Raw genomic sequence first — 14,103 nt, 5'->3', positions numbered from 1 at the left:
TGCGACGAACGTCACCGACGTCGGTCGTCCAGCCGGGGCCCTCGTCCGACGATGCTCCTCTCATGTCCTCCGTCACGTCCCTCGCGCGGCCGCGGCTCGTCCGCGACCGCCTCACGGTCGGCCTCTACACCCCGTTCATGGTGTGGGGCTGGCTGCTGTACTCGTTCAACCCGTCGGTCCCGCTGCTCGCCGACGAGCTCGGGGTGAGCGCGGCGCAGGCAGGGCTGCACGGCACGGCGATGGCCGTGGGCGGGCTGGTGGCCGCGCCGGTGACGCCGCGCGCCGTGCGGTGGGCGGGACGTCGCGGGGCCGTCGTGGGTGCCACGCTGCTGCTGGCGCTCGGGGTCGCGGCGCTGCTGCTCGGTCCGTCGCTGCCCTGGACGCTCGCGGGGATGTTCGTCACCGCGCTGGGCGGCAACGTCATGATCGCCTCCGCGCAGGTGGGCCTGTCGGAGCACACCGGCCCCGCGGCCTCCGCGGCGATCACCGAGGCCAACGGCGTCGGGTCGTCCGTCGGACTGCTGGGCCCGCTCGCCGTCGGGGCCTGCGTCTCCGCGGGGTGGGGGTGGCGCGCGGGCGTCGCCGTCACGATCGTGCTGGCCGTGGCAGCGGCGGTGGTCGTCGCCCGCAGCCCGCACACGACGGCGCTGCCGGCCCGCCGCCGGGCGCGCGCGGCGGAGCTCGCCCCCGTGGACGGCGCGACGACCGCGGCCACGACGGCCGACACGGTCGCGGGTGACGCCGTGGACGGCACGGGGAGGCGGACCGCGCGGCTGGCGGCCGGGCTGTTCCTCACGTCGATCGTGGCGGCCACGGCGCTGGAGAACGCCACGACGTACTGGGCCACCGACCTCGTGCTCTCCCGCACCGACGCCGGCCCGGGCATCGCCGCGGCGACCACCGCCGGGCTCGTCGCCGGCATGTCCGCCATGCGCTTCGTCGTCGGCCCGCTGTCGCTGCGGGTGCACCCCGCGCACCTGCTCGCGGCGTCGTTCGGCATCGCGCTCGTCGGGTGGGCCGTGCTGTGGACGGCCACGGACGTCGGCGTCGCGCTCGCCGGCCTCGTCGTCGCCGGGTTCGGGTACGGCGCGCAGTACCCGCTGTCGATCTCGCTGCTGCTCGCGGCGTCCCCGGGGCAGGGTGACCGTGTCCAGGCACGGGCGACGCTCGCGGGCGCGCTCGCCATCGGCGTCGCGCCCTTCCTGCTCGGCGCGCTCGCGGACGCCTTCGGCACGCACCTCGCGTTCCTCGTGGTGCCGGTGCTCGCGGTGCTCGGCGGCGTCGTCGCGTTCCTCGGGGCGCGCGTGGTGCGGTCGCCCGCCGCCCTCTGACCGTGCGCCGGCACCGGTGCCGCCTGGGAGGATGACGGCGTGTCCCACCCCGACGTGCAGCCCGTCACCGACCGCGACGACCCCCGGCTGACCGACTACGTCGGCCTCACCGACGTCGCCCTGCGCACCCGGGTCGAGGCAGCGAACGGCCTGTACATCGCCGAGAGCTCGACGGTGCTGGCGCGGGCGCTGCGGGCGGGCCACCGACCGCGCTCCGTGCTGCTCGCGCCGCGCTGGCTGCCGGACCTCGAGGCGATGCTCGCGGACGTGCCGGGCGAGGACCCCGTGCCCGTCTACGTGGCGGACGACCCTGTGCTCGAGGGGATCACCGGCTTCCACGTGCACCGCGGCGCCCTCGCGGCGATGCACCGGCCGGTGCTGCCGTCGGTCACGGACGTGCTGGCCTCCGCCCGCGGGGGTGCCGGGGCGCGGCGCGTCGCGGTGCTCGAGGACCTCGTCGACCACACCAACGTCGGCGCGGCGTTCCGGTCGGCGGCCGCGCTCGGCGTCGACGCCGTGCTCGTCACCCCGCGCTGCGCGGACCCGCTGTACCGGCGGTCGGTGCGCGTGTCGATGGGCACGGTGTTCCAGGTGCCGTGGACCCGCATCGACCCGTGGCCCGAGGGCGTCGCGACGCTGCGGGCGGCGGGGTTCGTCACGGCGTCCCTCGCGCTGTCCGACGACTCCGTGCCGCTCGACGACCTGGCCGCGGACCCGCCGGACCGGCTCGCGCTCGTGCTCGGCACCGAGGGCGACGGCCTCAAGCCGGCCACGATCGCGGCGGGGGACCTGACCGTGCGGATCCCGATGGCCGGGGGCGTCGACTCGCTCAACGTCGCGGCCGCCGCCGCGGTGGCGTTCTGGGCGGTCCGGGTCTGACCTGCGCGGAGCCGCCGTCCCCCGCGGGGGACGGCCGGTCCTCAGGACCCGTCGCGCAGGTCGCCCAGCCGGGTGGGGGTGAAGGCGATCCGGTCGAACGTCACCGCGCAGCCGTCACCGGTGGGGGACTGCCCCTCGAACCCGACGGTCACCGTGCCCGCGGGGTCCTCCAGCGTGAAGTGCCGGACGAGCTCCCACCGCTGCCCGTCGAGGGACGCGTGGTACGCGTAGGCCGCGCCGATACGGGACACCCGCAGCCACACCTGGTCGCGGTCGACCGCGAACCCGTTCGCGTCGTCGGAGACGCCCCGGGTGACGACGGAGACGACAAGCGGGACGCCGTCGGGCGAGTACTCGAAGCACAGCTTGCCCCAGTGCCGGTCGTCGACCCGCAGCAGCAGGACGCCGGCGTCGAACGTCGAGACGAAGCCGACGGTCACGCGGGCGACGAGCTGGAAGTCGCCGACCGGCGGGACGCCCATCAGCGTGGGGGCGTTGAGCACGCCCGCGGAGTCGTACGACATCCCGTCGCTCGGGTCGAGGAAGACGTCCGTGCGCGGCGGGGCGGTGATCCGGAGCGCGCCCGTCGCCTCGTCCACGACCCACGCCGACCCGTCCGAGGGAACCAGCGCGAAGGGGACGGCGGGCACGTGCAGCGGGGTGGTCATCGGGCTCTCCTGGCTCTCGTGCGTCGGCACGCCGCCCACGTCGGCGGATGCTGGGCCAGGATCGCACCGCCGCGGGGTGATCCCGCGGCGTGCGCTGCTTCCGCCGTTTCGCCCGTGTCGGGCGGGCTCACTGACCGATGCGGCCGTCGATGCGCTCACGCAGCAGGTCCGCGTGCCCCAGGTGGCGCGCGTACTCCTCGACCAGGTGGACGAGGACCTCACGGGCTGCTGACCGGTCATGTGCAACCCCGCGTGGATCGACCCTCCTTGCACGCTGACGGTGCGGCGGGTGCACGGCATCCGTGCGGGCGGCGGCGTCAGCCGATGGCGAGCCCGTCGACCACCTCGACACCCGGCGCACGCACCAGCAGGGCGCCGGGCAGGGCGATCTTGGAGCGGCGCACGCCGCTGCCGATGACGACCATGCCGCCGGCGGCCGGGTCGTCGACGGCGACGCCCGCGTCGGCCAGCACGCGGTACCCGGCGGGCAGTCCCAACGGCGTGATGCCGCCGTACTCCATGCCCGACTCGTCGGTGGCGCGGTCCATCGGCAGGAACGACGCCTTGCGCACGTCCAGCAGGCGCTTGACGGCGTTGTTGACGTCGGCACGGGTCGTGGCGCGCACGAGGCAGGCCGCGGTGCGCTCCTCGCCCGCGCGCCGGCCCGCGACGAGCACACAGTTCACCGAGGCCGACAGCGGCAGGGCGTACGCGTCGGTCATGGCCGCGGTGTCGGCGAGGTCGGGGTCGATGGCGGCGACGAGGACGGCGTCGGCCACGGTCGGGTCGACGACCGCCCACCCGCTGATCGCGGCGTGCGTGCTCGCGGCCAGCAGGTCGGGACGGTCGACGGCCCGCTCCCAGGTGAGCGTCCCGAGGGCGGTGGTGGTCATGCGCGGCAGGCTACCCCCGGGGCGTCGGTGACCCGCTCAGCGCTGGTACGTCCCCATGAGGACGGCGCGGGCGAGGGTGTGGAACACCAGTGCGCAGCTCGCGGCGCCCGGTGGCGTGTCCGGCGTCAGGCCGAGGTCCACGGTGTCGAGCGCGTGCACGACGGCGTAGTAGCGGTGCACCTGGTCCCCCGGGGGCGGTGCGGCGCCGACGTAGCCGGCCACGCCGTCGTCGCCGCGCAGGTGGTACGCACCGCTCGGCAGCCCGGAGCCGTCGGGGCGCCCCGCGTCGGTGTCGAGGGACGTGACGTCGGGGCCGAGGCCCAGCGCGGTCCAGTGCCACCACCCGGCGACCCCCGGCGCGTCCGGGTCGAACACGTTGACCGCGAACGCGGCGGTCTGCTCGGGGAAGCCGGACCACGCGAGCTGGGGCGAGGCGTTGCTCCCGGACGGGGTGTTGGTGTGCACGTCCGGGATCCGGGCGCCGTGCACCCAGTCCGTGCTGGTGAGGGTGAAGGCCGGGACGGGGGGCAGGAGCGCGTACGGTTCGGGGGCGACAGGACGCGTCAGGGACGTGGGCACGAGAACCTCCGGTCGGCCCGGCGCCGGTCGCCGGGGGTCAGCCCATCGTGGCGGTGTCCAGGGAGCGGCGCACGTGCGCGCGGGCGTGCGCGAGCGCGTCGTCCAGGTCGTCGAACAGGTGTCGCTCGTCGGCGAGCGCGGCGATGACTCCGAGGCTGTCCGCGAGCCGCTGGTGCTCGGGTCGCAGCCCCTTGAGCAGGACGACGATGCCGCGCCGGCGCAGGTCGTCGATGATCTCGACGAGCGCGTTGGCGCCGCTCGCGTCGAGCATGCGCACGTTGCCCAGCCGCAGCACGACGACGCGCACGTCGCTGACCAGGGCGAGCTCGTCGAGGAACCGGCGCACGTCGGCGAAGAACAGCGCACCGTCGATGCGGTAGACCGCGATGTGCTCGTGCAGCAGGGTGCGTCCCGTGTCCGCGGTGAGCTGCTCGTGGGACTCCTCCGCCTCGTGCGGCATCGGCTCGCGGTGCAGACCGCTGCTGCGGGCCATCGCGCGCAGCGCCACCACAGCGGCGACGGCGACCCCCACCTCGACGGCCATGACGAGGTCGAAGACGACGGTCACCGCGAGCGTCACGCAGAACACGAGCGCACCGGAGCGCCCGGACCGGCAGATGGCGCGCGCGGTCCGCAGGTCGACCATGCGGGCGGCGGTGACGAGCAGCACGCCGGCCAGCACGGACAGCGGGATGCGCCCGACCAGGGGCCCGGCGAGGTAGATGATCGCGGCCAGCACGAGGGCGTGCATGAGGGCGGCGACCCGGGTGCGCCCGCCGGCGCGGACGTTGACGGCGGTGCGGGCGATCGCCCCGGTCGCCGGCAGGCCGCCGAACAGGCCCGACGCGATGTTGGCCAGGCCCTGGCCGAACAGCTCGCGGTTGGGCCGGGTGCGCTCGATGTCGTCGGCCATGCCGTCGGCGACGCGCGCGGACAGCAGCGACTCCAGGGCAGCGAGCGCCGCCACCGCGAGGGCCGCGGAGAACAGCGCGCTGGTGGTGGCCAGGTCGACGACCGGCAGGTGCGGACCGGGCAGGGAGTCGGGCAGGACGCCGATGCGGTCGACGTCGAGCCGCGCGACCTCGGCGACGAGAGTGGCGAGCACGACGGCCACCAGGGAGGCGGGCAGACCCTTGTGCAGCCGGGGCAGCACGATCATGACGGCCACCACGAGGGCGACGAGGGCGAGCGGCGCGACGGCCTGCGCCCAGTCGGTGGCGCCCAGGGTGCGCAGCGCGACGAGGCCGGCGTTCTCGCCCTCCGCGCGGGGGGTGTCCAGCGCGAGCGGCACCTGCTGCAGCGCGATGACGACGCCGATGCCGCACGTGAACCCCTCGACGACCGGCCACGGGATGTACGCGACGAGGCGGCCGATGCCCAGGACCCCGGCCAGCAGCACGAGGCCGCCGGCCATGATCGCGACGACGGGCACGGCCTCGGCCCCGTGGCGGGCGACCACGGGCAGCAGGACGACCGCCATGGCGCCGGTGGGTCCGCTGACCTGCAGGTGCGACCCGCCGAACACGGCGGCCACGGCACCGGCGACCACCGCGGTGATGAGGCCGGCGGCGGCGCCGAGGCCGGAGGAGACACCGAACCCGAGGGCGAGCGGCAGCGCGACGATGGCGACGGTGAGCCCGGCGATCAGGTCGTGCCGCCACGAGCGCGGCAGGTCGGCGTAGTCGGAGCGGTGGGGGGCGAGTGCGAGCAGGCGTCGCCGGGCGGTCGGCAGGAAGGTCTCGAGGCTCATGTCAGGCGTCGGTGTCGGGGTCGGGGGAGGCGGGGTCGGACGACGTGGGGGCGGCGAGGGCGGCCGTCTCGTCGAGCCGGTCCCGGTGATGCGTCGCCGCGTCGACGAGGACGTCACGGGCGGCCGAGAGCATCTCGGCGACGGCGGGCAGCGCGAGCGCGTAGTGCACGGCGTTGCCGGTGCGGTGCGCGGTGACGACACCGGCCCGTCGGAGCACCGCCAGGTGCTGGGACAGGTGCGACGCCTCGAGGCCGAGCTCGGCGAGGAGCTCGCTGACCTGCCGGTCGCGCACGACGAGGAGCTCCAGGGTGCGCACCCGCACCGGGTGGGCGAGGGCCTTGAAGAGGTCGGCCTTGACGTCCGCGAGAGGACGGTCGACTCCGAGGGCGTGCAGGGGCACGAGGCCTCCGGATGGCGGTGTGATGAAACCATCAAATGGTAGCCGCGCCTCCGGTGAGGTCGGGACGGTGTTCCGGCATGCGCGACCGGCACCCTGGCGGCCCGTGCGCTCCTAGACTGCGCGCGTGCCATCTCCGCACGGGCGTCGTCGGTCGGTGCTGGCGCGTGCGTCCCTCGTCGGAGCCTGCCTGGCCCTCGGGGGTTGGCTCGTGGCGGTCGTCCAGGGCGTCCTGACGTACAACCGGCTGATGGTGATGGTGAGCGCACGCCAGGCCACGGAGCTGGAGCGGCTGCTGCTCGTGATCGGCGCCGTCCTCCTCGTCGTCCACCTGGTCCAGCGGCGCCGGTGGCGGGGGGTTCTGCGCGCGGGTGCGCGAGGCGACGACACGGCGACGTGGCTGGCGACGACGGCCGCGCTCGGCGCCGCCTGGTACGGCATCGCCGTCGTCCAGTGGTACCTCGTGGTCCGTCTCGCCTCGACCGGGCCGCAGGACCTGACCCGTGACCCGACGGTCCTGGAGCACCTGCTCCTGACCGGGGCGGGGATCGCGCTCGTCGCGCTGGCCGTGCGCCGCGTGAGTGGTCGGGCGTCCGAGGTGGCCTGAGGGCGGTCCGGCCGTCCTGGTCGGGGCGGCGCGACGTGGGCGCACGTGCTGCCCTCAGCCCACGTCCCCGCGACCGGGGCGGCGACGGTCGCGCTTGACCGACGCCCGCTGCTGCTTCGCCTCGAGGCGCCGCCGCTGTGATCCGCGCGTCGGTCGCGTCGCCCGTCGCGCCGGCCCGGGCGGGGCGAGGGCGTCGGCGACGAGCGCGGCCAGGCGTGCCCGGGCCGCGTCGCGGTTGCGCAGCTGGGAGCGGTGCTCGGAGGCGACGACGGTGAGCACGCCGCCCACGAGCCGCGACGCGAGACGCTCCAGCGCGCGCGCCCGTTGGTCCGGGGTCAGCACCGTGGAGGTCGCGACGTCCCACGACAGCTCGACGCGCGAGTCGGTGGTGTTGACGCTCTGGCCGCCGGGGCCCGACGAGCGTGAGAACCGCCACTGCAGCTCAGCGTCGGGTACCACGAGGGCGGGGGTCACCCGCAGCCCGGCGGACGGCGGGTCGGTCATGGTCCCATCCTCGCCTCTCGTCGGGGCGGTGCGGACTCCCGGCGCGGTCAGTCCTCCGCCGCGGCGGTCTCGGCGCGCAGCAGGGCCGCCGGCCGGACCGTGACGAGGCGCAGGACGCCCTCGGTCGTGTGGCCATCGGCGGTGATCGGGCGACGTGCGGGGCCGGCGCCGTTGCTGTCGGCCCACCCTCCCGGCAGCGGATTGACACCCCTCGAGGTGTCAGCGTCTACTGGCATCATCGAACATGTGTTCGATGATGCGGGACGGCGCGGATGTCCGTAACGCACCGTGGCGTGTCCTGCCCGTGACGGCGAGGGGCGCGGCGGCGGATCGCACGAGGGAGCTGACGTGGCAGGGACGAGCACCGTGGAGCGCGCGGCACGCGCGCGCGCCGCGCTGGTGGCCGCGGAGCGGCGCACCGGTGCGCGCACGGTGCTGACCGGCGCCCCCGGGGTGGTGGCGGGCGGGGCGCAGGACGCCTCGCCCGGTGCGGTGCACGACGTCCGACGCGACAGCGTGCCCGGCGGTCCGGCGACGGTGCACGCGGCGGCACCGGTCGCTTCGTCCGTCCCCTCGTCGGTCGCCCAGCGGCACGACGAGCCGGTGCCCGAGCCCGGTCACCGGCGCACGTCGCTGCTCACCAGCGAGCGTCCGCCGCTGCCCGTGCCGCCGGCGCTGGCCGGGCTCCTGCCCGACGGGCTGCGCCGGGGGGCGACCACCTCGGTGCTCGGGTCCACGTCGCTGGCCCTCGGCGTGCTCGCGCACGCGTGCGCGTCGGGGGCGTGGGCCGTGGCCGTCGGGCAGCCGCGGCTCGGCCTGCTGGCGGCCGCGCAGGCGGGGCTCGACCTCGCGCGGTTCGCGCTCGTCCCGGACCCCGGGGCCGACGCCGCCCTCGTGCTGGCCGCGCTGGTCGACGGGATCGACGTCGTGCTCGTCGGGCCGGACGCCCCGCTCGCCGAGGCCGACCGTCGCCGCCTGTCCGCACGTGCACGCGAGCGTGGGGCCGCGCTGGTGACGACCGTGCCGTGGCCCGGTGCCGCCGTCGTGCTCGACGCCGGACCGGTCCGCTGGTCGGGCGTCGGCGACGGGGACGGGCGGCTGCGCACCTGCGAGGTGCAGGTGCGCCGCACCGGCCGCGGCAGCGCCGCCGTCCCGACGTCGGCCGACGTCGTGCTGCCGTTCGCCCCGCCCGGTGAGCACGTGCCCCCGGGTCCCGAGCGCCGCCGTCCCCGGACGGCCGGCGGGTTGCGGCTGGTCGGATGAGCACGCGGACGACGGTCGTGTGGGTGCCCGACTGGCCCGTGGTCGCGGCGATGACCGCCGACGAGGTTCCCCTCGACCTGCCTGCCGCCGTGCACGACGGGCGACGGGTCACCGCCGTGTCGGCGCTCGCCCGCGCCGACGGGGTGCGGCGGGGCATGCGACGACGCCAGGCGCAGGGGGTGAGCCCCGAGCTGGTGCTGCTGCCCGCGGACGACGCGCGCGACGTGCGGCTGTTCGAGCCGGTCGCCGCGGCGACCGAGACGGTCGTCGCCGGCGTCGAGGTCGCGCGTCCCGGCCTGCTCCTGCTGCCCGCCGGCGGTGCGTCGCGGTACCACGGGTCGGAGGAGGCGCTCGCGGAGCGGATCGTCGACGCGGTCGCCCGCGCCACGGGCCACGAGTGCGGCGTCGGGACGGCCGACGGGCTGCTCGCCGCCGTGCTGGCCGCGCGCACCGGGGCCGTCGTCGAGCCCGGGGTGTCGGCGGTGTTCCTCGCACCGCACGGCGTCACCGAGCTCGTGCACGCGACCACCACGCCCGAGCAGGCCGCCGAGGTGATGCGGCTGGTCGACCTGCTGCACCGCCTCGGCCTGCGCACGCTGGGCGCGTTCGCGGCGCTGCCGGCACCGGACGTGCACGCGCGGTTCGGGCGCCTCGGCACGTGGGCGCGCACGCTCGCCCGCGGCCTGGACGAGCGGCCGCCCGCGCGGCGTCGCCCCGAGGCGGACCTGGAGGTGAGCGTCGACCTCGACCCGCCGGTCGACCGCGTCGACACCGCGACGTTCGCCGGGCGGCGCCTGGCAGAGGAGCTGCACGCCGACCTCGTCGCGCGGTCCGTGACGTGCGGGCGGCTGCAGGTCGCGGCACGCACCGACGACGGCACCGAGCTGGTCCGCACGTGGCGCACCGACCTGGGCGGGTGGGGTGCGCTCGCCGCCGCCCGCATCACCGACCGGATCCGCTGGCAGCTCGACGGGTGGCTCACCGCGTCGGCGGTCGCCACGGCGCGGGACCGGCGGCGCGAGGTGTGGGAGCAGGAGCGGGGCGTCGGGTCCGGGCGCCGGCCGGTCGACGTGCGGGCGCCCGGCGACGAGGACGACGTCGCCCCCGTCGCGCTGGTCCGCCTCACGCTCACGGCGCTCGACGTCGCCCCCGCGGGTGCCGAGGCCACGCAGCTGTGGGGCGGCCCGTCGGGCGGTGACCTGCGCGCGCACCGGGCGCTGGAGCGTGCGCAGAGCATCGTCGGCGGGCAGGGGGTCCTCACCGTGACCCTGCAGGGCGGGCGTGACGTGCGCGACCAGGTGCACGTGCGGCCCTGGGGCGAGCAGAGCGACCCACCGCGGCCGCTCGACCGTCCCTGGCCGGGCAGGCTGCCGGACCCGGCGCCGGCGACCGTGCTGGTCGACCCCGTGCGCGTCGAGGTGCGGGACGTCGACGGCGCACCCGTGCGGATCGACCGACGCGGCCGGTTGAGCGGGCGGCCCACCACCGTGCGCGCGGTGTGGTCCGACGTCGACGGCGGCGACCGGGCGCGGGCCGTCGCCGGGTGGGCCGGGCCGTGGCTGCTGTCCGACCGCTGGTGGACGCACCCCGGCGCCGCACCGCAGGTCCGCGGCCACCTGCAGGTCGCGTTCGACGACGGGGGAGCCGTGCTGCTCACGCACACCGACGGGGTCTGGACCTGCGAGGCCGACTATGACTGAGCGCCGCGTCCGGGGGCGGGGCGTGCACGAGGCCCGCACGGACTGGCCCCCGCGGTACGCCGAGCTGCACGCGCACTCCGCCTTCAGCTTCCTCGACGGTGCCAGCCAGCCCGAGGAGCTCGCCGCCGAGGCCGCCCGGCTGGGGCAGAGCGCCTTGGCGCTGACCGACCACGACGGCCTGTACGGCGTCGTGCGGTTCGCGCAGGCGGCGCGAGCCGTCGGGCTGCCCACGGTGTTCGGCGCCGAGCTGCACCTTCCCGCGCCCGATCCCCGCCGGCACCCGCGCGAGAAGCGCCCCACGCCGGGGCCGCCGGTGCTCGACGCGCCGACCGGCGTCCCCGACCCCCGTGCGAGCCACCTGCTGGTGCTCGCGCGCGGGCCCGACGGGTACCGGGCGCTGTCGCGCGCGATCGCCGAGGGGCACCTGCGCACCGGCCGCAAGGGCGCCGCGGAGTACCACCTGGAGGAGCTGGCGCAGGCGGCTGCCGGGCAGTGGCTCGTGCTGACCGGGTGCCGCAAGGGCGCGGTGCGGCGCGCGCTCGCGGGCGGTGACCCGTCGGGCGTGCTCGGGGTGGCTCCCGGCGGGCTGGAGTCCGCGCGCCGCGAGCTCGACCGGCTCGTCGCGCTGTTCGGGCGCGACAACGTGGCCGTCGAGACCACGGTGCACGGTGACGCGTACGACACCGACCGCGCGGACGCGCTCGCCGCCCTGGCGAGCGAGGCGAACCTGCCGCTGGTCGCGACCGGCAACGTCCACTACGCCACCGAGCGCGACGTGGACCTGGCGCAGGCGCTGGCGGCCGTGCGTGCGCGGTCCTCCCTCGACGACCTCGACGGGTGGCTGCCCGGCGCTCCCGTCGCCCACCTGCGGTCGGCGACCGAGATGCTCTACCTGCACCGCCGGCACCCCAGCGCCGTGAGCACGGCCGCGGATCTGGCCGCCGAGTGCGCGTTCGACCTGTCGCTCGTCGCCCCGAGCCTGCCGCCGTACCCCGTGCCGGACGGGCACACCGAGGCGACGTGGCTGCGCGAGCTCGTGCGCCGCGGCGCGCTCGAGCTGTACGGGCCGCCGGAGGCTGAGCGCGTGCCCGGTGCGTACGCGCAGCTGCAGCACGAGCTGCGCGTCATCGAGGACCTCGGGTTCTGCGGCTACTTCCTCGTGGTCTACGAGCTGGTCGACTTCTGCCGTCGCAACGGGATCATGGCGCAGGGGCGCGGCTCGGCGGCCAACTCCGCGGTCTGCTACGTGCTGCGCGTCACCGCGGTCGACCCCGTGAAGCACGGCCTGCTGTTCGAGCGGTTCCTCGCCCCGGAGCGCGACGGCCCGCCGGACATCGACGTCGACATCGAGTCCGCGCGCCGTGAGGAGGTCATCCAGCACGTCTACGCCATGCACGGGCGCACGCACGCCGCGCAGGTCGCCAACGTCATCTCCTACCGGCCGCGCTCGGCGGTGCGCGACGCTGCCCGGGCGCTGGGGTACGACGCGGGGCAGCAGGACGCGTGGAGCTCGTCGATCGAGCGGTGGGGGAGCCTGCGCGGGCAGGAGAAGCCCAGCCCGTGGTGGCACCTGACGCGCTCCGGGCCGGTGGCGCCGGAGACGCCGGGGCGTCCGACCGCTGACAACCACGACGTCGTCCCGGCGCACCTGCCGCCGGCCGCGGCGGACACCGAGGACATCCCCGAGCACGTCATCGACCTGGCCGAGCGGTTCCTGCGGCTGCCGCGGCACCTGGGCATCCACTCCGGCGGCATGGTGATGTGCGACCGGCCGGTCATCGAGGTGTGCCCGGTGGAGTGGGCGCGCATGGAGGGCCGCACGGTCCTGCAGTGGGACAAAGAGGACTGCGCCGACGCCGGCCTGGTGAAGTTCGACCTGCTGGGCCTGGGCATGCTCACCGCGCTGCGGCTGGCGTTCACCGAGGTCGAGAAGCACGAGGGCGTCGTGCTCGACCTGCACGGGCTGCCGCACGAGGACCCGGCGGTGTACGAGCTGCTGTCCGCCGCCGACACCGTGGGCGTGTTCCAGGTGGAGTCCCGTGCGCAGATGGGGACGCTGCCGCGGCTGCGGCCGCAGAAGTTCTACGACATCGTGGTGGAGGTCGCGCTCATCCGGCCCGGGCCGATCCAGGGCGGGTCGGTGCACCCGTACATCGAGCGCGCCCAGGGCCGGCAGAAGGTCACGTACCTGCACCCGTCGCTGGAGAAGTCGCTGAGCAAGACCCTCGGTGTGCCGCTGTTCCAGGAGCAGCTCATGCAGATGGCCATCGACGTCGCGGACTTCACGCCCGCCGAGGCCGACCAGCTGCGCCGCGCCATGGGGTCGAAGCGGTCCGTCGAGCGCATGGAGGCGATGCGGGCGCGGCTCATGGACGGCATGGCGGCCAAGGGCATCGGGCCGAAGGTGCGCGAGGAGATCTTCGACAAGCTCAAGGCGTTCGCGGACTTCGGGTTCCCCGAGTCGCACGCGTACTCGTTCGCGTTCCTCGTGTACGCGAGCTCGTGGCTCAAGGTGCACCACCCGGCCGCGTTCTACGCCGGCCTGCTCGCGGCGCAGCCCATGGGCTTCTACTCGCCGCAGTCGCTCGCTGCCGACGCGCGACGGCACGGCATCGACGTGCTGCGTCCGGACGTGCAGGCGTCCGACGTGCTGGCGGTCGTCGAGCGGGTGGGCCCGACACCGCCCGGCGGTGAGCCGCGCCTGGTGGCGCAGCCCAGCGGCACCGGTCCGACCCGGCCCGTGGGGGTGCGCACGGGCGAGGGGTCGGTGCGCTCGCTGGCGGTGCGGCAGGGGCTGACGCAGGTGCGGACCATCGGCGAGGACGTCGCGCGTGCCCTCGTCGACGCGCGCACCGCGCGCGGCCCGTTCGCCGACCTGCACGACCTGGTGCAGCGTGTGCAGCTCACCACCGCGCAGCTCGAGGCGCTCGCGACGGCCGGTGCGCTGGACTCCCTCGGGGTGGACCGGCGGGCGGGGCTGTGGGCAGCGGGTGCGCTCGCGCAGGAGGGACCGGACACGCTGCCCGGGGTGGCCGTCGGTGTGAAGGCCCCGACGCTGCCGGGGCTGTCGGACGTCGAGGTCGCGACCGCCGACGTGTGGGCGACGGGGGTGTCGGTCGACTCCTACCCGACGCAGTTCGTCCGCGAGGGTCTGGACGAGGCCGGTGTGCTGCGCGTCGAGCAGGCGTTCCGCACCGAGGAGGGCCGCCGCATCGCCGTCGCCGGCGTCGTCACGCACCGCCAACGCCCGGGCACAGCCGGGGGAGTGACCTTCCTGTCCCTGGAGGACGAGACCGGGCTGCTCAACATCGTGTGCTCCGCCGGGCTGTGGCAGAGGTTCCGGCGGACGGCCCGGACGGCGAAGGCGATGGTCGTGCGGGGGCGGCTGGAGAAGGCGGACGGGGCGACCAACCTCGTCGCGGAGCACCTCAGTCCGTTGTCGTTGAAGGTGCGGAGCAGGTCGCGGGACTTCCAGTAGGACCGCGCCTGCGGCCGGTGACCGCCCTGCGTCGAGCTGATCCAGTCAGCGTCG

Annotated in this window: 13 protein-coding genes; 6 read left to right on the top strand and 7 right to left on the bottom strand. The window is 76.0% G+C overall.

The genetic code is table 11. From position 1 onward, the window contains the following. Positions 1–62 precede the first annotated feature (62 nt). Positions 63–1,331 carry an MFS transporter gene (locus KG103_RS10485; protein ID WP_207341181.1) on the top strand — a complete coding sequence of 423 codons (1,269 nt, stop codon included), beginning with the start codon at positions 63–65 and terminating at the stop codon, positions 1,329–1,331. A 39-nt stretch (positions 1,332–1,370) separates the two neighbouring features. After that, entirely contained in the window at positions 1,371–2,210 is an 840-nt protein-coding gene (locus KG103_RS10480; protein ID WP_207341182.1) for a TrmH family RNA methyltransferase, read from the top strand. 41 nt (positions 2,211–2,251) lie between these two features. On the opposite strand, the gene KG103_RS10475 is transcribed toward KG103_RS10480, so the two are convergent. The 6 genes from KG103_RS10475 to KG103_RS10450 all read right to left on the bottom strand — a co-directional run bounded on the left by KG103_RS10475 (position 2,252) and on the right by KG103_RS10450 (position 6,500). Further along, positions 2,252–2,878, bottom strand: a complete 627-nt coding sequence (locus KG103_RS10475; RefSeq protein WP_207341183.1) for a DUF1349 domain-containing protein — start codon at positions 2,876–2,878, stop codon at positions 2,252–2,254. A gap of 127 nt (positions 2,879–3,005) precedes the next feature. Next, entirely contained in the window at positions 3,006–3,230 is a 225-nt protein-coding gene (locus KG103_RS10470) for a mycothiol transferase (protein WP_256439577.1), read from the bottom strand. After that, on the bottom strand, positions 3,196–3,771 hold the full coding sequence (locus KG103_RS10465; protein ID WP_207341185.1) for a YbaK/EbsC family protein: 576 nt from the start codon (positions 3,769–3,771) through the stop codon (positions 3,196–3,198). Before KG103_RS10465 ends, KG103_RS10470 begins: the two co-directional genes overlap by 35 nt. A gap of 36 nt (positions 3,772–3,807) precedes the next feature. Then, a complete protein-coding gene (locus KG103_RS10460; protein WP_207341186.1) occupies positions 3,808–4,350 on the bottom strand; it encodes a YbhB/YbcL family Raf kinase inhibitor-like protein in 543 nt (180 codons plus the stop codon). 37 nt (positions 4,351–4,387) lie between these two features. Beyond that, entirely contained in the window at positions 4,388–6,100 is a 1,713-nt protein-coding gene (locus KG103_RS10455) for a SulP family inorganic anion transporter (protein ID WP_207341187.1), read from the bottom strand. A 1-nt stretch (position 6,101) separates the two neighbouring features. Continuing rightward, positions 6,102–6,500, bottom strand: a complete 399-nt coding sequence (locus KG103_RS10450; protein WP_207341188.1) for an ArsR/SmtB family transcription factor — start codon at positions 6,498–6,500, stop codon at positions 6,102–6,104. A gap of 124 nt (positions 6,501–6,624) precedes the next feature. On the opposite strand from KG103_RS10450, the gene KG103_RS10445 reads away from it, so the two are divergent. Then, complete coding sequence (locus KG103_RS10445; protein WP_207341189.1) at positions 6,625–7,104, top strand: hypothetical protein; 480 nt, start codon at positions 6,625–6,627, stop codon at positions 7,102–7,104. A 54-nt stretch (positions 7,105–7,158) separates the two neighbouring features. On the opposite strand, the gene arfB is transcribed toward KG103_RS10445, so the two are convergent. Beyond that, positions 7,159–7,608 (bottom strand): alternative ribosome rescue aminoacyl-tRNA hydrolase ArfB, encoded by a 450-nt coding sequence (gene arfB, locus KG103_RS10440; protein ID WP_207341190.1) that lies wholly within the window; start codon positions 7,606–7,608, stop codon positions 7,159–7,161. Between the two features lie 348 nt (positions 7,609–7,956). On the opposite strand from arfB, the gene KG103_RS10435 reads away from it, so the two are divergent. Genes KG103_RS10435 through KG103_RS10425 form a run of 3 tightly spaced genes read left to right on the top strand, consistent with a single transcriptional unit; the run spans position 7,957 to position 14,049 of the window. Beyond that, complete coding sequence (locus KG103_RS10435; protein ID WP_207341191.1) at positions 7,957–8,871, top strand: hypothetical protein; 915 nt, start codon at positions 7,957–7,959, stop codon at positions 8,869–8,871. Beyond that, the gene (locus tag KG103_RS10430) at positions 8,868–10,571 is read left to right on the top strand and encodes a DNA polymerase Y family protein (protein WP_207341192.1); all 1,704 of its coding nucleotides are present in this window, start codon (positions 8,868–8,870) and stop codon (positions 10,569–10,571) included. Before KG103_RS10435 ends, KG103_RS10430 begins: the two co-directional genes overlap by 4 nt. Further along, positions 10,564–14,049, top strand: a complete 3,486-nt coding sequence (locus KG103_RS10425) for an error-prone DNA polymerase (protein WP_207341193.1) — start codon at positions 10,564–10,566, stop codon at positions 14,047–14,049. Before KG103_RS10430 ends, KG103_RS10425 begins: the two co-directional genes overlap by 8 nt. Positions 14,050–14,103: the final 54 nt, after the last annotated feature.

It is taken from the genome of Cellulomonas wangleii (assembly GCF_018388445.1).
Lineage (GTDB): Bacteria > Actinomycetota > Actinomycetes > Actinomycetales > Cellulomonadaceae > Cellulomonas > Cellulomonas wangleii.
The sequence above is the reverse complement of the archived record's forward strand: the minus strand, read 5'-3'. Positions and strand labels throughout refer to the sequence as shown.

What these genes read in the sequence shown, in the direction of transcription:
- KG103_RS10485 (WP_207341181.1), top strand. Translation starts at nt 63, where the DNA reads ATGTCCTCCGTCACGTCCCTCGCGCGGCCGCGGCTCGTCCGCGACCGC.
- KG103_RS10425 (WP_207341193.1), top strand. Translation starts at nt 10,564, where the DNA reads ATGACTGAGCGCCGCGTCCGGGGGCGGGGCGTGCACGAGGCCCGCACG.
- arfB (WP_207341190.1), bottom strand. Translation starts at nt 7,608, where the DNA reads ATGACCGACCCGCCGTCCGCCGGGCTGCGGGTGACCCCCGCCCTCGTG.
- KG103_RS10475 (WP_207341183.1), bottom strand. Translation starts at nt 2,878, where the DNA reads ATGACCACCCCGCTGCACGTGCCCGCCGTCCCCTTCGCGCTGGTTCCC.
- KG103_RS10465 (WP_207341185.1), bottom strand. Translation starts at nt 3,771, where the DNA reads ATGACCACCACCGCCCTCGGGACGCTCACCTGGGAGCGGGCCGTCGAC.
- KG103_RS10430 (WP_207341192.1), top strand. Translation starts at nt 8,868, where the DNA reads ATGAGCACGCGGACGACGGTCGTGTGGGTGCCCGACTGGCCCGTGGTC.
- KG103_RS10455 (WP_207341187.1), bottom strand. Translation starts at nt 6,100, where the DNA reads ATGAGCCTCGAGACCTTCCTGCCGACCGCCCGGCGACGCCTGCTCGCA.